19 protein-coding genes and 2 pseudogenes are annotated in these 23,739 nt (G+C 74.0%); 16 read left to right on the top strand and 5 right to left on the bottom strand.

Annotation, left to right across the window (positions count from 1 at the left end; translation table 11 throughout):
- Window position 1: 1 nt before the first annotated feature.
- From K7862_RS38480 to K7862_RS20580, 9 genes are all read left to right on the top strand, one after another.
- The gene (locus K7862_RS38480; RefSeq protein WP_372461602.1) at window positions 2-100 is read left to right on the top strand and encodes a DUF6893 family small protein; all 99 of its coding nucleotides are present in this window, start codon (window positions 2-4) and stop codon (window positions 98-100) included.
- A gap of 140 nt (window positions 101-240) precedes the next feature.
- Complete coding sequence (locus K7862_RS20615; protein ID WP_222964634.1) at window positions 241-618, top strand: hydrogenase maturation nickel metallochaperone HypA/HybF; 378 nt, start codon at window positions 241-243, stop codon at window positions 616-618.
- A gap of 6 nt (window positions 619-624) precedes the next feature.
- The gene (gene hypB / locus K7862_RS20610; RefSeq protein WP_222964632.1) at window positions 625-1,422 is read left to right on the top strand and encodes a hydrogenase nickel incorporation protein HypB; all 798 of its coding nucleotides are present in this window, start codon (window positions 625-627) and stop codon (window positions 1,420-1,422) included.
- A 14-nt stretch (window positions 1,423-1,436) separates the two neighbouring features.
- A complete protein-coding gene (hypF, locus tag K7862_RS20605; protein WP_222964630.1) occupies window positions 1,437-3,953 on the top strand; it encodes a carbamoyltransferase HypF in 2,517 nt (838 codons plus the stop codon).
- 15 nt (window positions 3,954-3,968) lie between these two features.
- On the top strand, window positions 3,969-4,310 hold the full coding sequence (locus tag K7862_RS20600) for a HypC/HybG/HupF family hydrogenase formation chaperone (RefSeq protein ID WP_222964628.1): 342 nt from the start codon (window positions 3,969-3,971) through the stop codon (window positions 4,308-4,310).
- Window positions 4,307-5,431, top strand: a complete 1,125-nt coding sequence (gene hypD, locus K7862_RS20595) for a hydrogenase formation protein HypD (RefSeq protein ID WP_222964626.1) — start codon at window positions 4,307-4,309, stop codon at window positions 5,429-5,431. The genes K7862_RS20600 and hypD overlap by 4 nt, the downstream gene beginning before the upstream one ends.
- Before the next feature lie 64 nt (window positions 5,432-5,495).
- Window positions 5,496-6,611 (top strand): hydrogenase expression/formation protein HypE, encoded by a 1,116-nt coding sequence (hypE, locus tag K7862_RS20590; RefSeq protein ID WP_372461604.1) that lies wholly within the window; start codon window positions 5,496-5,498, stop codon window positions 6,609-6,611.
- A gap of 230 nt (window positions 6,612-6,841) precedes the next feature.
- The gene (locus tag K7862_RS20585) at window positions 6,842-8,023 is read left to right on the top strand and encodes a permease (protein WP_222964624.1); all 1,182 of its coding nucleotides are present in this window, start codon (window positions 6,842-6,844) and stop codon (window positions 8,021-8,023) included.
- A gap of 119 nt (window positions 8,024-8,142) precedes the next feature.
- On the top strand, window positions 8,143-8,391 hold the full coding sequence (locus K7862_RS20580) for a hypothetical protein (RefSeq protein WP_222964622.1): 249 nt from the start codon (window positions 8,143-8,145) through the stop codon (window positions 8,389-8,391).
- 46 nt (window positions 8,392-8,437) lie between these two features.
- Here K7862_RS20580 and K7862_RS20575 read toward each other — a convergent pair whose 3' ends face one another.
- Window positions 8,438-9,436: an ArsR/SmtB family transcription factor gene (locus K7862_RS20575; protein WP_222964620.1), complete on the bottom strand. Its 999-nt coding sequence runs from the start codon at window positions 9,434-9,436 to the stop codon at window positions 8,438-8,440.
- 55 nt (window positions 9,437-9,491) lie between these two features.
- On the opposite strand from K7862_RS20575, the gene K7862_RS20570 reads away from it, so the two are divergent.
- Window positions 9,492-10,820, top strand: a complete 1,329-nt coding sequence (locus K7862_RS20570) for an MFS transporter (protein WP_222964618.1) — start codon at window positions 9,492-9,494, stop codon at window positions 10,818-10,820.
- Between the two features lie 106 nt (window positions 10,821-10,926).
- Here the strand turns inward: K7862_RS20570 and K7862_RS20565 are convergent, their stop codons facing one another.
- Entirely contained in the window at window positions 10,927-12,129 is a 1,203-nt protein-coding gene (locus K7862_RS20565; protein ID WP_222964616.1) for an epoxide hydrolase family protein, read from the bottom strand.
- 225 nt (window positions 12,130-12,354) lie between these two features.
- Here K7862_RS20565 and K7862_RS20560 point away from each other — a divergent pair, with 225 nt between their 5' ends.
- The 6 genes and pseudogenes from K7862_RS20560 to K7862_RS20530 all read left to right on the top strand — a co-directional run bounded on the left by K7862_RS20560 (window position 12,355) and on the right by K7862_RS20530 (window position 19,962).
- Window positions 12,355-13,251, top strand: a complete 897-nt coding sequence (locus K7862_RS20560; RefSeq protein WP_222964614.1) for a DUF3626 domain-containing protein — start codon at window positions 12,355-12,357, stop codon at window positions 13,249-13,251.
- Between the two features lie 272 nt (window positions 13,252-13,523).
- The gene (locus K7862_RS20555; protein ID WP_262413519.1) at window positions 13,524-14,579 is read left to right on the top strand and encodes a hypothetical protein; all 1,056 of its coding nucleotides are present in this window, start codon (window positions 13,524-13,526) and stop codon (window positions 14,577-14,579) included.
- Window positions 14,580-14,644: 65 nt separating this feature from the next.
- Window positions 14,645-15,707 (top strand): annotated as a pseudogene (locus tag K7862_RS38590) (IS630 family transposase).
- 172 nt (window positions 15,708-15,879) lie between these two features.
- Complete coding sequence (locus tag K7862_RS20540; protein ID WP_222964610.1) at window positions 15,880-18,090, top strand: HelD family protein; 2,211 nt, start codon at window positions 15,880-15,882, stop codon at window positions 18,088-18,090.
- Window positions 18,091-18,243: 153 nt separating this feature from the next.
- Window positions 18,244-19,245 carry a carbohydrate kinase family protein gene (locus tag K7862_RS20535; RefSeq protein ID WP_222964608.1) on the top strand — a complete coding sequence of 334 codons (1,002 nt, stop codon included), beginning with the start codon at window positions 18,244-18,246 and terminating at the stop codon, window positions 19,243-19,245.
- Window positions 19,246-19,398: 153 nt separating this feature from the next.
- Window positions 19,399-19,962 carry a hypothetical protein gene (locus K7862_RS20530; protein WP_222964606.1) on the top strand — a complete coding sequence of 188 codons (564 nt, stop codon included), beginning with the start codon at window positions 19,399-19,401 and terminating at the stop codon, window positions 19,960-19,962.
- An 81-nt stretch (window positions 19,963-20,043) separates the two neighbouring features.
- Here the strand turns inward: K7862_RS20530 and K7862_RS20525 are convergent, their stop codons facing one another.
- The 3 genes and pseudogenes from K7862_RS20525 to K7862_RS20515 all read right to left on the bottom strand — a co-directional run.
- A complete protein-coding gene (locus K7862_RS20525) occupies window positions 20,044-22,623 on the bottom strand; it encodes a sensor histidine kinase (RefSeq protein ID WP_308012087.1) in 2,580 nt (859 codons plus the stop codon).
- Between the two features lie 131 nt (window positions 22,624-22,754).
- On the bottom strand, window positions 22,755-23,384 hold the full coding sequence (gene kdpC / locus K7862_RS20520; RefSeq protein ID WP_222964602.1) for a potassium-transporting ATPase subunit KdpC: 630 nt from the start codon (window positions 23,382-23,384) through the stop codon (window positions 22,755-22,757).
- Between the two features lie 21 nt (window positions 23,385-23,405).
- Window positions 23,406-23,739, bottom strand: a pseudogene (locus K7862_RS20515) (potassium-transporting ATPase subunit B); the annotation flags it as partial.

The following is a 23,739-nucleotide window of genomic DNA, read 5'->3' as shown; positions in this document are numbered from 1 at the left end:
GGTGAAGTACGTGTTCGGTGCCGTCCTCGGCGGACTCGCCGCCGTCCTGGCGACGAACCTGCCCGACGTGAAGCGCTACCTGCGGATGCGCTCGATGTGACCCACGGGGCCGCACCGCTGCCGCCGAACGGGCGACGGCGGGGGCGGCCCCGCGGCGTGGCGGGCCGGCCACCGGGCCGCCGCCCCCTGTACTGGACTCGGCCGCGGGACACCCTCCGGCGGCCGTGTCAGGGAGTGACCATGCACGAGATGTCCATCGCGCTGGCCGTCGTCGGCCAGGTCGAGGACGCCGCCCGCTCCCACGGCCACACCGCCGTCGAGTCCGTGGCGCTGCGCGTCGGGGAACTGGCCGGTGTGGTGCCGGAGGCGCTGCGGTTCTGTTTCGAGCTCGCCTGCGAGAACACGGTTCTCGCGGGGGCCCGGCTCGTGACCCGGCGGGTGCCGGGACGCGCGCACTGCGCCCCGTGCGGGTCGGACTGGGACACCGGACTGCCCCCGCAGCTGTGCTGCCCGTGCTGCGGGGGCGCCGCCGGCGGCCTGGTGTCCGGCAGGGAACTGGAGATCGCCGAGGTGCGCTGGGCCCAGGCCCCGTCCGCCGCGGCCCGTCAGGAGGTGTGACGACCGATGTGCCGTGCCACGGACCTGCAGACGGCGGTGCTCGCCAAGAACGACGAGGGAGCGAAGGAACTGCGGGACGCCCTCGCCGCCCGCGGCACCACGCTGGTCAACCTGATGTCGAGCCCCGGCAGCGGCAAGACCGCCCTGCTGGAGGCCGAGTTGGGCCTGGCGCGCGACCGCGGCGTCCCCGTCGCCGCGCTGACCGCCGACCTCGCCACCGAGAACGACGCCCGGCGGCTGGCCCGTTCGGGCGTGCCCGTGCGGCAGGTGCTCACCGACGGGCTGTGCCACCTGGAGACCGACATGCTCGCCCGGCACCTGGACGGCTGGCCCGGCCACGACGTGCGGCTGCTGTTCGTGGAGAACGTCGGCAACCTGGTGTGCCCGGCGTCCTACGACCTCGGCGAGTCGCTGCGGGTGGTCCTGGCCTCCGTCACCGAGGGCGAGGACAAGCCGCTGAAGTACCCCACCGCGTTCGGGCTCGCCCAGCTCGTGGTGGTGACCAAGAACGACATCGCCGACGCCGTCGAGTTCGACCGTGAGGCGTTCCTGGGGAACGTCCGGCAGGTCAACCCCGGTGCGGAGGTGGTCTTCACGTCCGCGCGCCGCGGCGAGGGCGTCGGGCTGCTGCTCGACCGGGCCCTGGCGGTCGCGGACGGCGCCGCCGCGCACCGGCCGGTCATGGCCACGCGCATCCCGCTGGTCGAGGACGGCCACGCCCACGCGCACGCCTTCGGCCTGGGCCACGGCCACCCGCACACCCACACCCACGCGCACCCCGGCTCCGCCGCCGCCGTCAACTGACCGTGCGCACACCGATGACCGCGGACTCCGCAGCCGCGCAGCCCTCCCCGCCCGCGCCGGCGACCGAGCCGGCGGCCGGCGTGGCCACTGTCGCCGCGGCCCCGCCGGCGTCTCCGGAACCGCGCGCGGCCCGGACCGAGCGGGTGCGGGTGACCGTGCGCGGTGTCGTCCAGGGCGTCGGCTTCCGGCCGTTCGTGTACGCGCTCGCCCGGGAGCTCGGTCTGGCCGGGCAGGTCACCAACACCGGCGAGGGCGTGGTCGCCGAGGTCGAGGGCACGCCGGAGGCGACCGCCGCGTTCTGCGAGCGGACCGGCGCCGAGGCGCCGCCGCTCGCGGTCGTCCAGTCCGTCACCCGGGAGGCCGTGCCGCCGCTGGGCGAGAGCGGCTTCCGGATCGTGCCGTCCCGTCAGGGCGGCCCGCGCCGGACCCTCGTTCCGCCCGACACCGCGACCTGCGAGGCGTGCCTGGCCGAACTGCGCGACCCCGCGGACCGCCGCTACCGCCACCCGTTCATCACCTGCACGCACTGCGGGCCGCGCTTCACCATCGTCACCGCGCTGCCGTACGACCGCGCCCACACCACCATGGCCGCGTTCCCGCTGTGCCCGCGCTGCGAGCGGGAGTACACCGACCCCGCCGACCGGCGCTTCCACGCCCAGCCGGTCGCCTGCCACGACTGCGGGCCGCGGCTGCGGCTGGTGCTGCCCGGCAGCCGGTCCGGCGGCGCGGCGCCCGTCGAGGACCGCGGCGGCGACCCGGTCGCCCGCGCCCGCCGGCTGCTCGCCGAGGGCGCCGTCCTGGCCGTCAAAGGCCTCGGCGGCTACCACCTGGCGTGCGACGCGTCCGACGAGAACGCCGTCAGGACCCTGCGGCGGCGCAAGGCCCGAGGCGACAAGCCGTTCGCGGTCATGGCCGCGGACCTGGCCGACGTCGAACCGCTGGTGCGCCTCGGCGCCGCCGAGCGGAACCTGCTCAGCGGCATCCGCCGGCCGATCGTGCTGCTGCGCCGCCGGCCCGGGACCGCGGGCGCGGGTGTGCTGGCCGCGTCGGTCGCCCCGGGCAGTGCGGACCTCGGCGTGATGCTGCCCTACACGCCCCTGCACCATCTCCTGCTCGGGCTGCCCGGCGACCCGCCCGCGCCGCGCCTGCTGGTGATGACCAGCGGCAACCTCGGCGGCGAGCCCATCGTCACACGCGACGACGAGGCGCTGGAGCGGCTCGCCCCGCTCGTCGACGCCTGGCTCACCCACGACCGGCCGATCCACGTGCCCTGCGACGACTCGGTCGTGCGGGTGATCGACGGCGAGGAACTGCCGGTCCGCCGGTCCCGCGGCTACACGCCGTTCCCGGTGCCGCTTCCCGTGCCCGTGGTGCCCGCGCTCGCGGCGGGCGGCGACCTGAAGAACGTCTTCTGCCTCGGCGAAGGCCGCCAGGCCTGGCTGTCGGCGCACGTCGGCGACATGGACGACCTGGCGACGCTGGGCGCCTTCGACCACGCCGAACGGCAGTTGGAGGAGATCACCGGCGTCACCCCGCAGGTCGTGGCGGCCGACCGCCACCCCGGTTACCGCTCCGGCCGGGCGGCCGAGCGCCGGCACGGGCCCGGGGTGCGCCGGGTGCAGCACCACCACGCCCACATCGCAGCGGCGATGGCCGACAACGGCCTGGACGGCGGCAGTCCGGTCATCGGCGTGGCCTTCGACGGCACGGGCGCCGGGGACGACGGCGCGGTGTGGGGCGGCGAGATCCTCGTCGCCGACTACGAAGGCTACCGGCGCGCCGCCCACCTGCAGTACGTGCCGCTGCCCGGCGGGGACGCGGCCGTCCGGCACCCGTACCGGATGGCGCTGGCCCATCTGTTCGCGGCGGGCCTGCCCTGGGACCCGGAGCTGCCCTGCGCGCGGGCCTGCCCCGAGGCCGAACGCCCCATCCTGAGAAGGCAGTTGGAGCGAGGGCTGCACTGCGTCCCGACATCCAGCATGGGCCGCCTCTTCGACGCGGTGTCCTCGCTGGCCGGAGTGTGCCACCACGCGGGCTACGAGGCGCAGGCCGCGGTCGAACTGGAGGCCGCTGCCGCCTCCTTCGCCGGCGCCCCACAGCGCCCCGGCTACGCCTTCGCGCTCGCACCGGGCGAGGCGAGCGGACCCGCCGGGGACGGGCGGACCTCGCCGCCGGCCACCCCCGCACCGCTGCTCATCGACCCCGCCCCGGTGCTGGGCGCCGTCGTCGCCGACCTCGCCGCGGGCACCGACCGGGGGCGGATCGCCGTCGCGTTCCACGCGGCGGTGGCCGACGCGGTGCGCCGCGTGTGCGCGGCCGTCCGCGAGCGCACCGGCATCGCCCAGGTCGCGCTGAGCGGCGGGGTGTTCGCCAACGCCCTGCTGTCCTCGGCCTGCGCCGGCGGGCTGCGCGAGGACGGCTTCACGGTGCTGCGCCACCGCCTGGTGCCGCCCAACGACGGCGGCCTGGCACTGGGCCAGCTCGTCGTGGCGGCACGCGCCCCTGTCCCGACCGTCCAACCGGAAGCCTAGAACGAGGAGATCGGCATGTGCCTGGCGGTGCCCGGCAAGGTCATGGAGATCGAGGAACGCGACGGTACGCGTATGGCGACCGTCGACTTCGGCGGAGTGGTGAAGGACGTGTGCCTGGAGTACCTGCCGGACCTCAAGGTCGGCGAGTACACCATCGTGCACGTCGGCTTCGCGCTGCAGCGGCTCGACGAGGAGTCGGCGCTGCAGAGCCTGGCGCTGTTCCAGAACCTCGGACTCCTGGAGGAGGAGTTCGGTGACCCCTGGGAGCAGGCCGCGGGCGCGGCCGCCGCGCCTGCCCCGGACGACGAGGGGCGGGGGCCCGCCCAGCCGCGCACCGCGAAGGAGGCCCGACGGTGAAGTACATCGAGGAGTTCCAGGATCCGGCGCTCGCCCGCGGGCTGCTCGACCAGATCCACGCCACGGTCACCCGGCCGTGGGCCCTGATGGAGGTGTGCGGAGGGCAGACGCACTCCATCATCCGCCACGGCATCGACCAGTTGCTGCCCGATCAGATCGAGCTCATCCACGGCCCCGGCTGCCCGGTCTGCGTCACCCCGCTCGAAGTCATCGACAAGGCACTGGAGATCGCGTCGCGACCCGGCGTCATCTTCTGCTCGTTCGGGGACATGCTGCGGGTGCCCGGCACCGGGCGCGACCTGTTCCAGGTCCGCAGCGAGGGCGGCGACGTGCGCGTGGTGTACTCGCCGCTCGACGCCCTGCGCATCGCCCAGGAGAACCCGCAGTCCGAAGTGGTCTTCTTCGGCATCGGTTTCGAGACCACCGCGCCGCCGAACGCCATGACGGTCCATCAGGCCAAGCGCCTGGGAATCCGCAACTTCAGCCTGCTGGTCTCCCATGTGCGCGTCCCCCCGGCCATCGAGGCGATCATGGGGTCCCCGGACTGCCGGGTGGACGCGTTCCTCGCCGCCGGCCACGTGTGCAGCGTCATGGGCACCGAGGAGTACCCCGAACTCACCGACCGGTTCAGGGTCCCGATCGTCGTCACCGGTTTCGAGCCGCTGGACATCCTCGAGGGCGTGCGCCGCGCGGTCACCCAACTCGAACGCGGTGAGCACACGGTGGACAACGCCTACGCCCGGGCCGTGCGCCCGGAGGGCAACCCGGCGGCCAAGGCCATGCTCGCCGACATCTTCGAGGTCACCGACCGGTCGTGGCGCGGCATCGGCGTCATTCCGCGCAGCGGCTGGCGACTGGCCGAGCGCTACCGGGAGTTCGACGCCGAGCACCGGTTCTCGGTCGAGGGCATCACCACCCTCGAGCCGGCCGAGTGCCGCAGCGGCGAGGTCCTGCAGGGCCTGCTGAAGCCGCACGAGTGCGAGGCCTTCGGCACCACCTGCACCCCGCGCAACCCGCTCGGCGCGACCATGGTCTCCAGCGAGGGAGCCTGCGCCGCCTACTACCTGTACCGCCGGCTCGGCGGCACCCCGGCCCCCGTGGAGGCGAGCCCCGTTGGCTGACATCACCGGCCTGCCGCGCACCGGGGCCCCCGCCGGACCCGTGCCCGCGCAGACGAGCGAACCGGTGCGGCCGCCGGCCGGTGCGGCCGCGTCCCGGCCGGCGGCCGCACCGGCCGACACGGCCGCTCCCGCGCCGGACTTCTCCGGCTGGACCTGCCCGGCGCCGCTGCGGGACCTGCCGCGCATCGTCATGGGCCACGGCGGCGGCGGCGCGCTGAGCGCCGAACTCGTCGAGCACATCTTCGCCCCGGCCTTCGGCGGGCGGACGCTGTCCGCCCTCGGCGACTCCGCGCACCTCGAACTCGGCGGCGCCAGGCTGGCGTTCTCCACCGACTCGTTCGTGGTGCGGCCGCTGTTCTTCCCCGGCGGCAGCATCGGGGACCTGGCGGTCAACGGCACGGTCAACGACCTCGCGATGAGCGGCGCCCGGGCGGCGTACCTGTCCTGCGGCTTCATCCTGGAGGAGGGCGTCTCCGTCGCCACGGTGGCCCGGGTCGCGCACGCGCTGGGCGACGCCGCCCGCACGGCGGGGGTCGAGGTGGCGACCGGCGACACCAAGGTCGTCGAGACCGGCCACGGCGACGGCATCTACATCAACACCGCGGGCATCGGGCTGATCCCCGACGGTGTGGACATCCGGCCGGAGCGGGCGGTCCCCGGTGACGTGGTGATCGTCAGCGGCCCGATCGGGCAGCACGGCGTCGCCATCCTCAGCGTCCGCGAGGGGCTGGAGTTCGGTGTCGAGATCCAGAGCGACTGCGCCGCGCTCGGCGGGCTCGTGCGGACGATGCTGGACGTCACCAAGGACGTGCACGTGCTGCGCGACCCGACCCGCGGCGGTATGGCGGCGGCGCTGAACGAGATCGCCAAGGCGGCCTCGGTCGGCGTGGTCCTCCAGGAGAACCGCCTGCCGGTGCCGCCCGAAGTGGCCAACGCCTGCGCCATCCTGGGCCTCGACCCGATGTACGTGGCCAACGAGGGCAAGCTGGTGGCCTTCGTGCCCCGGGAGGACGCCGACGCGGTGCTGGCCGCGATGCGCGCGCACCCGCTGGGGTCGGGGGCCGCGATCGTCGGCGAGTGCGTCGCCGACCATCCGGGCATGGTGGTGGCGCGTACCGCGCTGGGCGGCACGCGGGTGGTCGACCTGCCGCTGGGGGAGCAACTGCCCCGCATCTGCTGACCGCCGGCCGCGCGGTTCCGCGGCGTCACCCCGTCGCGCGGGCCCCGGTACCCCCGTCGGTACCGGGGCCCGCGGGCGTGGTCCGGTCCCCGCTGGGACGCCCCCGGCTCCGGGTCCTGGCCGCTCCTACCGGCCGGGCTTCCTCTCGCCGTCCTGGGACAGGGTAGCCGTCCATACCCCCTAGGGGTATAAGGTCGTGTTCGTGCCGCCGTACTGGGCAAGGGGACGACATGCACGCCATCCTGCACGCGCTGTCCATCACCGGATCGATGACCTGGGAGATCACCTGGGCGCTGATCCTCGGGTTCACGCTGTCCGCGGTCGTCCAGGCCGTGGTGCACCGATCGGCGGTGGTGCGGGCGCTCGGTGACGACCGGCCGCGGACGCTGGCGGTCGCGTCCGGGCTGGGCATCGCCTCATCGTCCTGCTCCTACGCCGCGGTCGCGCTGGCCCGCTCGCTGTTCCGCAAGGGCGCCGACTTCACCGCCGCGATGGCCTTCGAGATCGCCTCCACCAACCTGGTCGTCGAGCTCGGCGTCATCCTGGCGCTGCTGATGGGCTGGCAGTTCACGGTGGCCGAGTTCGTCGGCGGTCCCGTGATGATCGTGCTGATCGCCGTGCTGTTCCGCCTCCTGTTGCGGGAGCGGCTGCTGCGGCAGGCGCGCGAGCAGGCGGACCGGGGGATCGCCGGCTCGATGGAGGGCCACGCGGCGATGGACATGTCCGTCCGGGGCGAAGGCTCCTTCTTCCGCCGCCCGCGCTCGCGCGAGGGCTTCACCGCGGTGTCCCACGTCTTCGTGATGGAGTGGGCGGCGATCCTGCGGGACCTCGTGGTGGGTCTGTTCATCGCCGGCGCGATCGCGGCCTGGGTGCCGGACTCCTTCTGGCGGCACTTCTTCTTCACCGGGCACCCCGTCGCCGCCAAGATCTGGGGGCCGCTGGTCGGCCCGCTGGTGGCGATCGCCTCGTTCGTCTGCTCGGTCGGCAACGTGCCGCTGGCCGTCGTCCTGTGGAAGGGCGGCATCAGCTTCGGCGGCGTGGTCGCCTTCATCTTCGCCGACCTGATCATCCTGCCGATCCTGAACATCTACCGGAAGTACTACGGCGCCCGGACCGCCCTGTTCCTGCTCGGCACGTTCTACGCCGCGATGGTGGTCGCCGGCTACGTGGTGGAAGTGCTCTTCGGCGGCCTCGGGCTGATCCCCGACCAGGCCGACGCCAAGGTGCCCGAGTCCGGGGTGACATGGGACTACACGACCGTGCTCAACATCGTCTTCCTGCTGCTCGCCGCCGTCCTGGTCGTCCGCTTCCTCGCCACCGGCGGCCGGGACATGCTGCGCATGATGGGCGGCGCGCCGGAGGGCGCGGAGGACGGGACCGCCGCGGCCGGCGGTCACGGGCACCACCACTGAGGGGCGGCCGGGCGGCGCCCCGCCGCCCCCGGCTGCCGCGCACCGGCCGCTCCCGACCGCCGGGCCCCCGCCCGGTCACCCCTCCGGACGCGGTCCCGCCGGCGTGACGGGAGACCGCGATGACGCTCAGCCTGATCTGCCGGAACCGCGACGTGGAGACCACCGGCGAGGACGAGGACGCGCTCGTCGCCGCCGCGCAGGTCCACCACGCGTCGGCGCACGTCGGGGACCACGCCGCCGGGCACCGACCGCCCGGCGGCGGCCCGCACACCGCGAGCCGTGACCCGGTCCTCGTCCGGCTGCGGCACCACCGGCGCCACCACGGCACTGACCTGGCGCCCGGCGAACCGGACGGGATCGGACAGTGAAGCCCGGCGCGGTCGCGCGCGCGGACCACCCCGCCGAGAGCCCGCCCTACCCGCAGAGCGCGTCGCCGAGCGTGCTGCGGGCGTAGAGGACGATCCGGCCGTGGCGGGCGCGGTTCACCAGCCGGGCGTCGTGCAGCACCCGCAGGTGCTGGCTGACCGCGCCGGGAGTGACGTGCAGGCGGCGGGCCAGTTCCGTGGTCGATGCCGGCTCGTCCAGCAGCAGGAGCAGCCGCGCGCGGGGTTCGCCCAGCAGGCGCCGCAACGCCGGCCCCGCGGGCGCCGGTTCCATGCTCTCGGCGTTCTCGGTCATCGTGGCCCGCCCGCGCGCCGGATAGGTGATGACGGGCGCCGGACCGGGATCGATGCTGGTGCTCGCCCCGCGCGCGAAGCACGTGGGGACCAGCACCAGCCCGCGGCCGTCGACGTCGACCTCCTCGCGGGCCAGGGTCAGCGGCTGGTCCCAGCGGATCGTCAGCTCACCGTCCCGCCAGCGCAGCCGCGGGGAGAGATCGGCGAAGAGCGCGTCCGCGCCGCCCTCCGCCAGCATCCGCGCCCGGTACACCAGATCGGCCTGCAGCACCGAACGCGCCCGCGGCCACCAGGCGGGCGCCATGCAGCACTCCCAGTACTCCGCCAGCGCCTCGGCGACGCGGTCCAGCAGCGCCACCGGGTCGTCCAGCCCGCCGGCGAGCAGCGGCGGCACCACCCCGTCGTGCGGCAGGAACGTCCGCTCCAGATCCGGCCGCACGAGGGCGGGCGCCGTCGCGCGCAGCGCCGTCAGTTCGTCCTGGAAGACAGGCCACGGGGTGGTGGGCCGGGGCGTCAGGAAGTCGGGCACGAAGCGGTTCGAGGCGACGAGCGACAGCAGCAGGTCGCGGCCGCGCAGCGCCTCGAAGTCCGGCCGCATGCGCAGGAACCAGGGTGTCTGCTCGACGTAGTGCCCCGGGTGCGCCCACATGCGCAGGCTCAACGCCGCCTCCTGCAGGGCCGAGCACGCGAAGGAGGCCGAGGCGAGGTCGGCAAGTCCCAGGCGGAAGCGGATCATTGAGCGCCACGCTAAATCATTTCCCGGCCGCGGGGCGAGCAGGTGTGATCGGATCATGACGACCCCACCCACCGTGCAGGCCGGTCCGCCCGCCGCACCCGCCCGCCGCCGCCTCCTGCACCCCGATCCCGTGGTCCGCCGGCTGTCCTGGATGGTGCTGGTCAACACCATCGGCAGCGGTCTGTTCATGACCGTGAGCACGCTGTACTTCACCCGCATCGTGGGCCTGAGCGTCGGCCGGGTCGGCGTCGGCCTCACCGCCGCGGGGCTGTGCGGAGTGGCGGCGAGCATCCCGGCCGGGCGGGCCGCCGACCGCTGGGGCAGCCGGCGGGCGCTCGTCGTGCTGAACGTCGTCGAGGCCGCGGGCATGGCGTCCTACGTCCTGGTGCACAGCTTCGCCGTGTTCATGGTGGTGGTGTGCGCGGAGACCGCCGTGGACCGCGGCGCGGCGGCCGTGCGCAACGCGCTGTACGCCGACGCCCTGCCCAAGGAGACGCGGGTCCGGGGCCGGGCCTACCTGCGGGCCGTCACCAACGTCGGCATCGGCGCCGGCGCGGCTCTCGCGGCCGTCGCGCTGCAGGCGGACAGCCGGGGCGCCTACGTCACGGTGATCCTCGCCAACGCCGTCTCGTTCCTGGCAGTGGCCGCGATCCTGCCGGGCATTCCCCTGGCGGCAGGTAGGCGAGGGGAGCGGCCGGCGCCGGAGGCGGTCACGGAAGAGGTCAGTGGCGGCGGGACCGCCGATGAGTGCGTCGGCACGGACGGATCGGGCAGGAGCGCGGAGGCCGCACGCCGCAGTGCCCTGCGCGATGTGCCGTACCTCGCCGTCACCCTGCTGAACGCCCTGCTCACCCTGCAGTTCGCCGTGCTGAACGTCGGCATCCCGCTGTGGGTGGTGCGCGAGACCGACGCGCCCCGCGCCGTCGTCGCGGCCACCCTCCTGCTCAACACCGTGCTGGTCGTGGCCTTCCAGGTCCGCGCCACCCGGGCCACCCGGGACCTGCGCTCCGCGGCGCGCGCCTGCCGGGCCGCCGGGCTGATGCTGGCCGGCTCCTGCCTGGTCATCGCGCTCACCCACGGCCTGCCCGGTGCGGCCGCCGCGGCCGTGCTGCTCGCGGCGGTCGCCCTGGAGACGGTCGGCGAGGTGTTCTCCCAGGCCGGCGGCTGGCTGCTCAGCTACGACCTCGCGGATCGCGGGGCCACCGGCGCGTACCAGGGGGTCTTCAACGCCGGGGCGTCCGCCGGGATGATGGCCGGCCCCGCCGTCGTGACGGCGACCGCGATCGGCCACGGGCCCCTCGGATGGGCGGTGCCGGCCGCGCTGTTCGCGCTCAGCGGCGCGGCGATGGTCCCGGCGGTCCGGTGGGCCGAGCGGCGGCGCTGACCCCGTCGTCGATCGGGCCGCACCTGCCCGAACCCGCCGGAACCCGCCCGAACCTCACCCGGTCGGCGGCCTGTCGCAGGGACCGCGCAGCGTTCCGCCCCGTCCTTCACGGGAGTTGAGGTGCCGGCTGACGCCCGGCGGTCAGCGTCGCCCTGAACGGCCGGAAGAACGCGCGCAGTTCCTCGGCGTACAGCTCCGGCTCCTCGAACGGCGCGAAGTGACCGCCGCGCGGAGCCTCGGTGACCCGCACGGTGTTCGCGGTCCGGTCGAGCCACGCCCGCGGGGGCCGCACGAGATCGGCCGGGAAGAGCGTGAAGCCGGAGGGCACCTCGACGCGGCGGGCGAGCTGCGCGGGCGGGATGGCGCCGTTCGCCCGGTACATGCGCATCGACGAGCCGATGGTCCCGGTCAGCCAGTACAGCGTGACGAGCGTCAGGATCTCGTCCTTGGTGTAGCTGCGTTCGACGTCGCCGCCGCAGTCGCTCCACGCGCGCAGCTTCTCCACGATCCACGCGGCGAGTCCGGCCGGCGAGTCGGTCAGGCCGACGGCGGCGGTCTGCGGCTTGGTGCGGTGCATGGCCGCGTACGCGCCCTCACCGGCCCCCCACGCCGCGGCGCCGTCGACGAACGCCCGCTCCTCGGCGGTGAGTTCGGCGCCGTCCCCGGTGAGGACCGGCACGCCGGCGTCGGTGCGGTGGACGGCCACCACCCGCTCCGGGTGGTCCAGCCCCAGGTAGCGGCTGACGTGGCTGCCGATGTCCCCGCCGGCCGCCCCGAACCGGTCGTACCCGAGCACACTCATCAGCTCGGCCCACAGCCCGGCGACCGCGACGGAGTTCAGCGGGGCGGCCGGCGGACGGTCGCTGTACCCGTAGCCGGGCATGTCGGGCACGACCACGTCGAAGGCGTCGGCCGGGTCCCCGCCGTGGGAGCCGGGGTCGGTCAGCAGCGGGATCACCTTGGTGTAGCGCCAGAACGCGTCCGGCCAGCCGTGGCTGAGCACCAGCGGCAGCACCGGCCCGGCGGGCGCGACCGCCCGGGCGTGCACATAGTGGATCCCGAGGCCGCCGAGCGTGACGCGGAAGTGCGGGAGCCGCGCGAGCTCCGCCTCCCGCGCCGGCCAGTCGAACCCGTCCGCCCAGTACGCGACCAGCTCCCGCAGATAGTCCACGTCCGTCCCGAGCGACCAGCCCGCGTCCTCCGGCACGTCCGGCCATCGCGTCGCCCGCAGCCGCCTCCGCAGATCCTCCAGCGCCTCGGGAGGGGTGCTCGGGGTAAAGACTTCGGGGCGGGGCAGGGCGTCGTTCATAGGCCGCATCGTACGTCCGTGCCCGCGCCGCCCCCCGCTCCCACCACGCCGTCTCCGGCTCCCGGCCGGCCGCTCAGGCGGTGGCTGCCCGCAGCGGGCGCCGGGCCCCGTCGAGGCTCGGCGCGGCCGCGCCCTGACCGGTCCGGCCCGGAAACGCCCGGCCGGGAAACGCCCGGCCCGGAAACGGGGCTGCGGGCACGAGGCGCGGCGGGGGAGACTGCGGGGATGGCGGACGCGGGACAGGCGGAGACGGCGCGGGAGCGGGCGCTGGCCCATGTGGCGGCGAGGGCGTCGGGCGATCCCGTGGATCCCGCGCTGCGGGTGACCGTGAACTTCCACCCGGACCGGCCGGCGGCCGGAGGCAGGCCGATCCTGGCCGCCCTGGCCGAAAGCGGTGTGTACGCCTCGCAGTTCGTCACCGGGACGAGCAACGGCGGCCTGACGGCGCACCCCGGTGGCGACCGGTGGCGCTGGGAGAGCCGCATCTTCGGCGGTGCCTACGACACCGCGCCCGCCGCCGAACGGCCGGTCTACGGCGCCCTGGACTTCCGCCGCGAGCCGGCCGGCGCCGCCCCCCGCTTCGGCTCCGCCCATTTCCGCCTGACCGGCCACACCCTGGAACGCACGACCTTCTGCTATCCGGACAGCGTCTTCGAGCCCTGGGACTTCGGAACGGCCGGCCGCATGGCGCTCGTCGCCCTGGCCCGGGCCGGGGGCCGGGACGCCCTGGACGACTACGTCGAGGCACAGGTGCACGGACCGGTGCGGCTGGACCGCGACGTCGAGGCCCTCGTCCTTGACCCCTGCTACCGGGGCACGGCCGTCGAGGAGGCCGCCCGGGCGCTGCCGTGCCCCCTGGAATGGCACGCGGGATTCCGCCTCGGCGTCGCCGAACTGCGCCGCCGTCCCGACTACCGGGGTCAGGAGTACGTCGACCTCGGCGCGCGGCTCGCCGTCCGCGGCGTGCTCGATCCGCGCGTCCTCGGCGACGCCGTCACCTCAGGGGGCCACGACCAGCAGGCGGTCAAGAAGGTCTGGCACTGCCTCGCCCGCTTCGGGGCCCCGCTCACCGCCACCCTCCGGGGGAGTCACCCGCGGCGGACCGTCCCGGACGCGCCCTGATCGGGCGATCGGCGCCGTCTCGCGCGCCCCACGGACTCCCGGGCCCCACGGATACCCGCAACTGAACTTGAAAGCGTGATGTCGGCCAGTCGGAGGCTGCGTCAGGGCAACCGCGATCCAGCGTGTTGAGGTGGCCATGTCGCGGTATTGGTCCGCGGAGCTTCGTTGCCTTCCCCCGTAGGGTGTGCGTCAAGCTCTCACATCGTTCGTCGTCTGTGGCTGGAAGAACTTTGACCATCGCCGCTCGTCTCGTCGCCACCATCGCCGCTCCCATGGACCCGGCGTCCTCGGACGCTCCGCAGGTCCTGCACTGGCCCAACCGCCGACTTCTCGTGCAGCGTGACGACACAGAAGTGGTGGCCCTCGACATGGACGCGCTCGCCGCCGGTCGAGCCTCCGAGGTCCGCTTCCCGACGCCCTGGCCGCGCCACTTCGGTTCGGTGACGGTGTCGCCGGAGCGGGATGCCGCGGTGTTCGCCGGCGTGCACGCCGTGCGTTCAGTGGCGGCGACCGGCACGACGCGCTGGGAAGTGCGGCATGGCTGCTGGTACGGCGGCTGTGCCCTTCTGCACCCGTCGTTCGACGAATACGCGCACGACAAGGACCACCTCTACGCTGACAGCGGCTCGGCCGCGGTCAGCGCGGACGGCAGGCTCGTTTGGGCCCACGTCCGCGCTCCGTTGGACGGCGATGAGGGCACGGAGGATGACCAGGAGTTGTGGGTGCTCCTGGACGCCATGGACGGAAGAGTCCTGGGACGCGTGAACACCATGACCGTGGCCTCCAACTCCGAGCACACTCCGCACCTGGACCCGACGCAGATGGGGCTGAGTGTCGGCGAGGGCGAGGAAGGGTCACCCGCGCTCTGGGGACGCTGGGACGGGCAGCAGCTGACCGCCGCGCAGATCGGGACCGAGCTGGTCCTCCTTGCGGTGAGCCCGTCCGGCCGGCACCTCCTGACCGTCGATGTCGGGCAGTGGTCGCTCTCCCTCCACCGGACGGAGGACGGCGCGCTTCTGCAGGAACTGGACGCCCAGGGCACGGTGCCGTCCCACCCGCGGAGCACTGGCGAGGACAGGGTGTACTGGGACTACGATGCAGCCTTCATCGACGAGGACACCATCGTTGCCGGGACCTCCGAGTGCGACGCCCGGTACGGCACGGCCCGCCACTGGCTGGTCAACGTGCATGGGATGACCCTGCGAGGCGAAGTCTCCTACCCCTTCCCTGTCTCCGGGCCTGCCCGCTCTGCGGGGGACGGCGCGTGGTACACGGTCTCCAAGGACCGGATCGCTGTGCATCTGTGGAAGCTGGCCGGCGAGAAGTGACCTCGGCCGGGTGATGCCCTGGCCGTTCGCCGAACAGCAGCAGCCCGGTCCGATAGTCCTGGGACGTGAGATACGCGCAGGGCGGCGGGTTGACCGATGCCGGGAGGGCCGCCCGCCAGCGATTGCGGCTTCAGGCCGTCGAACGCTTCGAGGTCGGTCAAAAGAATGCAGAGATCGCAGCCGGGCTGCGGGTGAGCGTGCGGTCGATGGAGCGATGGCGAAGGTCCTGGCGCGAGTGCGGCGAGCCCGGGCTGCTGTCGAAGGGGTCCCCGGGCCGCTCTCGGCTCAGCGAGGCCCAGGTTGCCAGACTTGAGCGCGAGTTGGAGCGAGGCCCGCTCGTCCATGGTTGGACGGATCAGCGGTGGACGCTGGCGCGGATCAAGACGCTGATCGGCCGGCTGTTCCACGTCTCCTACACCGTCGAGGGCACCTGGCAGTTACTGAAGCGGCACGGCTGGTCGTGGCAGCAGCCCGCCCGGCGGGCCATCGAGCGCGACGACGACGCAGTCGAGGTCTGGAAGAAGGAGACCTGGCCGCGGGTAAGAGCACCGCGGCGGAGCGCGGCGCCTGGATCCTCTTCGAGGACGAAGCCGGGCAGTCGATGACCCCGCCGCGCGCCAGGACCTGGGGCCGGATCGGCCAGACCCCCGTCGTGCGGGTGCGGGGCCGAGGCTCCGGGCGAGTGTCGATGGCGGGCATGACCTGCTACAAGCCGGGCGAGCGGTCCCGGCTGATCTACGCGATCCGCGAGTACCGGGGCCGCAAGAACAAACCGAAGGGCTTCGGGTGGCAGGACTTCCGGGACCTGCTCGTTCGTGCCCGCATCCAGCTCGGCGGCCCAATCGTGCTCGTCTGGGACAACGTCCGACTGCACCTGACCGCCGGGATGAAGGAGTTCATCGACGCGAACGCCGACTGGCTGACCGTCTTCCAGCTGCCCACCTACGCCCCGGACCTCAACCCCCAGGAAGGCATCTGGTCACTGGTCAAACGCGACACGGCAATCTCGCCGCCGCCGACCTCAGCGAGATCACTCGTGCCGTGAAGCGCCGACTCAAGCGCATCCAATACCGCCCAGAGTTGATCGACGGATGCCTCGCAGGCACTGGCCTGATCACAGACGACTGACCGACATCACGCTTTCAAGTTCAAAAGCCGCGGCGCCGCATTGCGGAGGGCGGATTTCCCCGCGTATATTGAGGGTTTCTGTGTACTCACAGAAAAAGGCCCCGCGACCGGGGCTGACAGAAAACAAGGTATCCGACTGGGGGCCGCTTTGTCAAATCGCGCACACGCCGAATTGCAGAGGGAGCAGGAATTCCTCGACCGGGTGTACGACCGGGTCGACACGCTCCGCGGCCTCGCCGAACGCCGCGTCAAGGACGCGCTGATCCCGGTGGGAACGGGCATGCAGGCCCGCCTCGAACGCGATGTGCTCGTCGCCGAGCGCGCGGGTGTGCTGGCCGCCCTGAATGCGGTGGACGGCTCGCTCTGCTTCGGCCGGATCGACCTCCAGGACGGTTCCGCGCACCATATCGGCCGCATCGGAATTCGTGAGGACGACGCCGATCACACCCCCGTGCTGATCGACTGGCGCGCACCCGTCGCGCGGCCGTTCTATCTCGCCACCGGGCACACCCCGCTGGGTCTGCGCCGGCGCCGGCACATCACCACCGAGGGCCGCACGGTGACCGAGCTGCACGACGAGATCCTCGACCTGGGGGACCGCGAACGCAGCGGCTTCGAGGACCCCAGCGGCGACGCCGTCCTGCTCGCCTCGCTCAACTCCGCCCGCACCGGGCGCATGAGCGACATCGTGCGGACCATCCAGGCCGAGCAGGACCGCGTCATCCGGGCCGACCACCACGGTGTGCTCGTCGTCGAGGGCGGCCCGGGCACCGGCAAGACCGCCGTCGCCCTGCACCGCGCGGCGTTCCTGCTGTACGAGCAGCGGGAGCTGCTGGCCAAGCGCGCGGTACTGGTCGTCGGCCCCAACGCGGCCTTCCTGCGCTACATCGGCGAGGTGCTGCCGGCCCTCGGCGAGACCGGCGTCCTGCTCGCCACCCAGGCCGAACTGTTCCCCGGCGTCCACGCCCGCGGCACCGACACCCCCCGGGCGGCCGCGGTCAAGGGCGACGCCGGGATGGCCGAGGTGCTGGCCATGGCGCTGCGCGACCGCCAGGCGCTGCCCGAGCCCGGCGCCCCCGTGATCATCCGGCACGACGACGGCGACCTGATCCTGGACTGGGAGATCGCCTACGAGGCCCGGCAGGCGGCCCGCGACACGCTGCTGCCGCACAACATCGCCCGCCCGTACTTCGTCTTCCACGCCGTCGACGCGCTCACCGCACAGCTCGCCGAACGCCTCGGCGCGGACCCGTACGGCGGTCCCAACTTCCTGGGTCCCGACGACATCGCCCAGCTCGGCAAGGCCGTCGCCGCCAACGAGGAGGTGCACGCCGCGCTCGCCGAGCTCTGGCCGCCGCTCAGCCCGCAGCGGTTCCTCGCCGACTACCTGGCCGAGCCGGTCTACCTGCCGGACGAGGACGCGGAAGCCGTCCGGCGCGCCCGCGGCGCGGGGGAGTGGACCCCGGCCGACGTGCCGCTCCTGGACGAGGCCGCCGAGCTGCTCGGGACCGACGACAGCGCCGAGCGGGCGGCCGCCGAGGCCGAGCGGCAGGAGCGCATCGCGTACGCCCAGGGCGTCCTCGCGGTGTCCCAGGGTTCCGAGAGCTACGAGTTCGAGGACGAGGAGTCCGAGGTCCTGGCCGCCCACGACATCATCGACGCCGAGCGGATGGCCGAGCGTCAGGAGGAGGCCGACCACCGCAGCGCCGCCGAGCGCGCGGCGGCCGACCGCACCTGGGCGTTCGGGCACATCATCGTGGACGAGGCGCAGGAACTGTCGCCCATGGCCTGGCGGTTGCTGATGCGCCGGTCGCCGACCCGCTCGCTGACCCTGGTCGGCGACCCCGCGCAGACGTCCGAGGAGGCGGGCGTCGGGTCGTGGGACGCCATCCTGGAGCCCTACGTCGGCGACCGCTTCTCGCAGGTGCGGCTGGGGGTCAACTACCGCACCCCGGCTGAGGTGATGGACCTGGCCGCCCGGGTGGTGCGGGCCCAGGACCCGGCCTTCGAGCCGCCGGCCTCGGTGCGGTCGACGGGCGTCGCGCCCTGGACGCGGGAGTCCGGCGCGGATCTGGCGGGCGCGGTGGAGCGGGCGGTGGCCGAACTCACGCCGGCCGAGGGGCGCCTGGCCGTGATCGCGCCCGACGCGCTGCACGAGGAGATCGCCGCCCGGCTCGACGGGGTGACGGCCGGTGCCGAGCCCGATCTCACCCGGGCCGTGGTCCTGCTCGGCCCGCGCGGGGCGAAGGGCCTGGAGTTCGACCACGTCCTGGTGGTCGAGCCGGGCCGGTTCGGGACGAGCGACCTCTACGTGGCGCTGACCCGGGCGACCCAGCGCCTGGGCATCGTCCACCGCGAGGAACTGCCCGCGTCGCTGCGGTGACCCCCGCCGGGAGGGGCGGTCGCCCGCGGCCGGGGACGGGGGCGTGTGCCCCCGCAGCGGCGATCGTGGATCATTCGATGGCCGGCTCTTCCTCGGCCGGGGGCGGGCCGGGGCGACGGCGACGGCACCGAAGCAGCAGCGAAAGGCAGGGCCATGACCACCAGCGCGCGGATCACGGTCGTGGGCGAGACCCTCGTCGATCTGGTGTGGCACACCGGCACGGGCGGCATCGCCCCCCACCCCGGGGGCAGTCCCGCCAACGTGGCCATCGGGCTGCGGCGTCTCGGGCACCCGGTCGCGCTGATCACCTGCTGGGGCGACGACGCTCCCGGGGGAGTGGTGGCGCAGTACCTCGCCGGCACGGGGCTGGAGGTCGTGCGGGCCCCGAGCGCGTCGGGACGCACCACGGTGGCGCTGGCGTACGTGGACGACACGACCGGCTCGGCCACCTACGACTTCCTCGCCGCGTGGGACCCCCGGGACATCCCGGTCCCCGACGGCACCGTCCTGCTGCACACCGGCTCGCTGGCCGCGGTGGTCGCCCCGGGCGCCGACGCCGTGGTCGACGCGTGCCGGCGGCTGCACGGACGGCCGGGCACCGCGGTTGCCGTGGACCTGAACGTGCGGCCCGCCGTGCAGCCCGACCGCGACGCCTACCGGGCGGCGCTGCTGCGGCTCGTCGGCGCCGCCGACATCGTCAAGGCCAGCGAGGAGGACCTGGAGTGGCTCTACCCGGGGCAGGACCCGGGCCGCTCTGCGCGTGACCTGCTCGGTCACGGTCCCCGGCTGGCGGTGCTGACCCGCGGGCCCGGCGGCGCCACCGGTTTCACCGCGGACGCCGAGGTGTCCGTGCCCGCGCCCGCCACCGCGGTCGCCGACACCATCGGCGCGGGCGACGCCTTCCAGTCCGCGCTGCTGGCCGCGGTGGTCGAGCCGGGCGCCGGTGCGGGGCAGGGCGTGCGCCTTCCCGTCACACCGCCGGAGGTCGAACGGGTGCTGCGGCAGGCCGTGGTGGCCGGGGCCATCGCCACCACCCGGCACGGGGCCCAGCCGCCCCACCTCGCCGAGCTGCGGGCGGCGCTCGCCCTGGACGCCGACGGACCGGCGGCCGAGCCCGGTGAGGCCCGCGGTCCGCAGGGCGTTCCGCGCGCCTGACCACCCCCTCGCGACTCCCGGCCCCCGGACCGCCCGCGGAGGCCGCGGCCCCCGGGGCCTGGTGTCAAGAACGCGTCAGAGAACCCGGGCGGCGCGTCAGAGCGCCGTCAGCGCCGGTCCACCCGCGTGGAGCGGGCTCCTAGCGTCGGAGACATGGGACGGCGACACAGCCCGCCTCCCGTGGTCGGGGGCGATCGGTCCCTGGGTCACGGGCCGGTGCACGAGACGGTCCGCGCGCGCGGACGGCGCGGCGACCGCCGCTGGGCGATCGGCTGCGCCTGCGCGGTCCTCGCCATGGCGATGGCGGCCGAAGCGGACACCGGGGAGCTCGGCGTGCTGCACGCGCTCGCCACCTGCGCTGTCGCGCTGGTCGTCGCCGCCCTGCTCTGGCCGGCGAAGGTGACGGCAGGAGAGGGCTGGCTCAGCGTGCGCGGCGTGCTGCGTACCCGGCGGGTGCGGACGGACGCCCTCGTCGCCGTTCTGCTGGTCGGCGAGATCGCCGCCGGGCTGGTGCTGCGCGACGTCCACGGCGGGCACGCCGAGATCGACCCCGAGGTGGTCGTCGCCGACCCGCTGCTCTGGCACCTGCTGGACACCGGTGTCCGCCGGTCGCTGGAGCGCGGCACGCTGCGCACCGGCCGCCGGGTCGTGGCCGGGCTCGGACGGCGCGTCGACGACGAGGCCGGCGCGATCCTGCGCGCCTCGGGGATGCGGTGACGCCGGGCCAGGTCGACCGCACTCCCCAGCACCCGCGTCGGGGCCGCACCGTCCGGTGCGGCCCCGACGCACGTGCCGCCGTCAGACCGTGGTCCGCTCCCGAGGGCCGGGCGGGGGCGACGCCGCGGCCGGCAGCGAGACGACCATGGTCAGGCCGCCGCCCGGTGTGTCCTCCGGGGTGAGCGTGCCGCCCATCGCCTCGGTCAGGCCGCGCGACAGCGCCAGTCCCAGGCCCAGCCCGGTGGTGTTGTCGGTGTCCCCCATGCGCTGGAACGGCTCGAAGACCCGGTCGTGGTCCTCGGGTCCGAGTCCGGGGCCCTGGTCGATCACCCGCAGTTCGACCCGTTCGCCGAGCGCGCTCGCCGAGACCAGCACCTTCCGGCCGGGCGGGCTGTGCCGGACCGCGTTGGCCACCAGGTTGGCGAGCACGCGTTCCAGCAGTGGCGGGTCGGCGAGGATGTCCGCGGTCTCGGCGACGCCCTGGGTGACCACCGGTGTGCCGGTGGCGGGCAGGGTGTCCAGGGCCATGGGCAGCACCTCGGCGAGCGCGGTGGGCTGCAGGTTCAGCGTCAGGGCTCCCGCCTGCAGGCGGCTCATGTCCAGCAGGTTGTCCACCAGCCGGTTGAGCCGCACCAGCGACTCCTCGGCGGTGGCGAGCAGCTCGTCGCGATCCTCGTCGGAGAAGCGCACGTCACGGCTGCGCAGGCTGCTGACCGCCGCCCAGCCGCTGGCGATCGGGGTGCGCAGGTCGTGGCTGACCGCGGCCAGCAGTGCGGTCCGCATCCGGTCCGCGGCCTTCACGGGTTCGACCTCGGCGGCGGCCTCGGCCAGCCGGGCGCGTTCCAGGGCCGCGGCGACGTGTCCGGCGAAGGCGACGAACACCCGGCGCTCGGACGCGGCGAGCCGGCGTCCGCGCAGCACCAGGACGTCGTCGGGGCCGACCGGCGCGGTGACCGTCACCGTCCTGCCGCCGTTCCCGGTGCCGTCCCCGGCGCCCGCGGTCTTGGCGGCCTCCGGGTCGGCGTCCGTCCGCCGGGCGAGTTCCGCCGACTCCATCCCGAAGGCCTCACGCGTGCGCCGCAGCAGCACGTCCACCCCCTGGTCGCCGCGCAGGATGCTGCCCGCCAGGGACGACAGCGTCTCGGCCTCCGCGGTGGCGTTCGCGGCTCTGCGCGAGAACCGGATCGAGGTGTCGACGATCGCGGCGACGGTGACCGCGGCGACCGCGAAGACCACCAGCGCCAGCGCGTTGTTGGTCTCGCCGATGGTGAACCGGTGGAGCGGCGGGATGAAGAACCAGTTGAGGAGCAGCGAGGCGGTGATCGAGGCGAGCAGCGCGGAGACCACCCCGCCGATGCAGGCCACACCGATCACGGCGAGCAGGAACAGCAGCGTGTCGGTGGTCAGGTTCAGGGTTCCGCGGGTGTGGCTGAGGAAAGTGGTGAGCAGCACCGGCAGCACCAGACCGGCCACCGGCCCGGCGACCCGCCGCACCCGGGAGAGGCTGCTGGTCGGGCTGGGCAGCAGCCGGCCGCGGCCGGCCCGCTCGTGGGTCACCATGTGGACGTCGATGTCCCCGGACAGTTCCACGGCCGTCTCGCCGACGCCGCGGCCGGTGACGAAGTGCGAGAGCCGCCCGCGCCGGCTCGTGCCCACCACCAGCTGGGTGGCGCTCTCCGCGCGGGCGAAGTCCAGCAGGGCGCTGGGGATGTGGTCGCCGACCACGGTGTGGTAGGTGCCGCCCAGCGACTCCACCAGGGTCCGCTGCTTGGCCAGCGCCGCCGGTGACGCCTCCGCGAGGCCGTCGCTGCGGGCGATGTGCACGGCCAGCAGGTCGCCGCCCGCGGACCGGTCGGCGATGCGTGCCGCGCGGCGGATCAGCGTGGCGCCCTCCGGCCCGCCGGTCAGCGCGACCACGACCCGCTCGCGGGTCTCCCACACCCCTCCTATGCCGTGCTCCGAGCGGTACTTCTGCAGCGCCTCGTCGACCCGGCCGGCGACCCACAGCAGCGCCAGCTCGCGCAGCGCGGTCAGGTTGCCGACCCGGAAGTAGTTGGAGAGCGCCGCGTCGACCTTCTCCGCGGCGTAGACGTTGCCGTGGGCCATGCGGCGGCGCAGTGCGTCGGCCGGCATGTCGACCAGCTCGATCTGGTGCGCGCGGCGGACCACCTCGTCGGGCACGGTCTCGCGCTGCGGGACCCCGGTGATCTTCTGGACGACGTCGTTGAGCGACTCCAGATGCTGGATGTTGACGGTGGTGACGACGTCGATGCCCGCGGCGAGCAGGTCGTCGATGTCCTCCCAGCGCTTGGCGTGCCGGCCGCCGGCCACGTTGGTGTGCGGCAGTTCGTCGACCAGGGCCACCTGCGGGGCGCGTTCGAGGACCGCGTCGAGGTCCATCTCCGTCAGCGTCGTGCCGCGGTACTCGCGCACCGTGCGCGGTACGACTTCCAGACCGTCGAGCATCTCCTCGGTGTGCGGCCGGCCGTGGCACTCGACGTACGCCACGACGACATCGGTGCCGCGGTCGGCGCGGCGCCTGCCCTCGTCGAGCATCCGGTACGTCTTGCCCACGCCGGGCGCCGCACCGAGGAACACCTTGAGCCTGCCGGGTCGTGCGTACGGCGCCTGCGCCGAGTCGGAGACGGCGGTGGATGCCACCGGGCTCCCTCCTTGCGTGTGATGACCGAACGCGCCGCCCGGCCACCGCGAGGCCCCCGGGCCGGGTGGGCCCGGGGCGCTCCGCGGTGACCGGGGCGGCGTCGTGCTCATGTGTGATGTGCCAGCAGGCTCTACTCGGCCTTCGCCAGATCCAGATTGAGGTCGACCACATTGACGTAGTCCTGGCCCAGGAAGCCGACGGCCCGGCTGTGGGTGTTCTCGGCGACCAGCTTGCGCACGGCCGCCGGGTCCAGCCCGCGGGCCTTGGCGACCCGGTCGACCTGCTCGGCGGCGTACGCCTTCGAGATGTCGGGGTCCAGACCGGAACCGGAGGCGGTGACGGCGTCCGCCGGCACGTCCTTCGGGTTCACGCCGTCGAACGCGGCGATCGCGGCCTTGCGGTCCTTGATCGCCTTCACCAGGTCCGGGTTGTTCGGACCGAGGTTGGACGCACCCGAGGCCAGCGGGTCGTAGCCGCCGGCGGACGGCCGGGGCTGGAACCACTTCGGGTCGGGGCGCGGTGCCTCGTTCGGGTCGTTCGGGTTCTTCTTCGGCAGGTCGAAGTTCTGGCCGATGAGGCTGGACCCGACGACCTGGCCGTTGCGGTGCACCAGCGAGCCGTTGGCCTGGTGGCCGAACGCGGCCTGCGCGACCCCTGTGACGGCCAGTGGATAGACGATGCCGGTGATCACGGTGAGGACCAGCAGCATCCGCAGGGCTGCCATGTGGTTGCGCAGCGCGGCGGGAAGGGAACTGGGCATGATGACTGCCTTTTTCTCCGGTCAGCGCAGACCGGGGACGAACTGGATGATCAGGTCGATGAGTTTGATGCCGGCGAACGGCAGCACCAGACCGCCCAGGCCGTACACCCAGATGTTGCGGCTGAGCAGCTTGGCCGCGGAGGCGGGCCGGTAGCGGACACCGCGCAGGGCCAGCGGGATCAGCGCGACGATGATCAGGGCGTTGAAGATGATCGCCGAGGCGATGGCCGACGTGGGGCTGTGCAGGCCCATGACGTTCAGCCGGTCCAGGCCCGGGTACACCGCCGTGAACATCGCCGGGATGATGGCGAAGTACTTGGCGACGTCGTTGGCGATGGAGAAGGTGGTCAGCGCG

Origin of the sequence: Actinacidiphila acidipaludis (assembly GCF_019890725.1) — a bacterium.
Lineage (GTDB): Bacteria > Actinomycetota > Actinomycetes > Streptomycetales > Streptomycetaceae > Actinacidiphila > Actinacidiphila acidipaludis.
This window is presented reverse-complemented; position numbering and strand designations above follow the sequence as displayed.

Excerpts from the sequence above, each read along its gene's own strand:
- K7862_RS20600 (WP_222964628.1), top strand. The coding sequence starts at position 3,969 with ATGTGCCTGGCGGTGCCCGGCAAGGTCATGGAGATCGAGGAACGCGAC.
- K7862_RS20535 (WP_222964608.1), top strand. The coding sequence starts at position 18,244 with ATGACCACCAGCGCGCGGATCACGGTCGTGGGCGAGACCCTCGTCGAT.
- K7862_RS20565 (WP_222964616.1), bottom strand. The coding sequence starts at position 12,129 with ATGAACGACGCCCTGCCCCGCCCCGAAGTCTTTACCCCGAGCACCCCT.
- K7862_RS20615 (WP_222964634.1), top strand. The coding sequence starts at position 241 with ATGCACGAGATGTCCATCGCGCTGGCCGTCGTCGGCCAGGTCGAGGAC.
- K7862_RS20575 (WP_222964620.1), bottom strand. The coding sequence starts at position 9,436 with ATGATCCGCTTCCGCCTGGGACTTGCCGACCTCGCCTCGGCCTCCTTC.
- hypB (WP_222964632.1), top strand. The coding sequence starts at position 625 with ATGTGCCGTGCCACGGACCTGCAGACGGCGGTGCTCGCCAAGAACGAC.
- K7862_RS20560 (WP_222964614.1), top strand. The coding sequence starts at position 12,355 with ATGGCGGACGCGGGACAGGCGGAGACGGCGCGGGAGCGGGCGCTGGCC.
- K7862_RS20530 (WP_222964606.1), top strand. The coding sequence starts at position 19,399 with ATGGGACGGCGACACAGCCCGCCTCCCGTGGTCGGGGGCGATCGGTCC.
- K7862_RS20580 (WP_222964622.1), top strand. The coding sequence starts at position 8,143 with ATGACGCTCAGCCTGATCTGCCGGAACCGCGACGTGGAGACCACCGGC.
- K7862_RS20555 (WP_262413519.1), top strand. The coding sequence starts at position 13,524 with ATGGACCCGGCGTCCTCGGACGCTCCGCAGGTCCTGCACTGGCCCAAC.
- kdpC (WP_222964602.1), bottom strand. The coding sequence starts at position 23,384 with ATGCCCAGTTCCCTTCCCGCCGCGCTGCGCAACCACATGGCAGCCCTG.
- K7862_RS20570 (WP_222964618.1), top strand. The coding sequence starts at position 9,492 with ATGACGACCCCACCCACCGTGCAGGCCGGTCCGCCCGCCGCACCCGCC.
- K7862_RS20585 (WP_222964624.1), top strand. The coding sequence starts at position 6,842 with ATGCACGCCATCCTGCACGCGCTGTCCATCACCGGATCGATGACCTGG.
- hypF (WP_222964630.1), top strand. The coding sequence starts at position 1,437 with ATGACCGCGGACTCCGCAGCCGCGCAGCCCTCCCCGCCCGCGCCGGCG.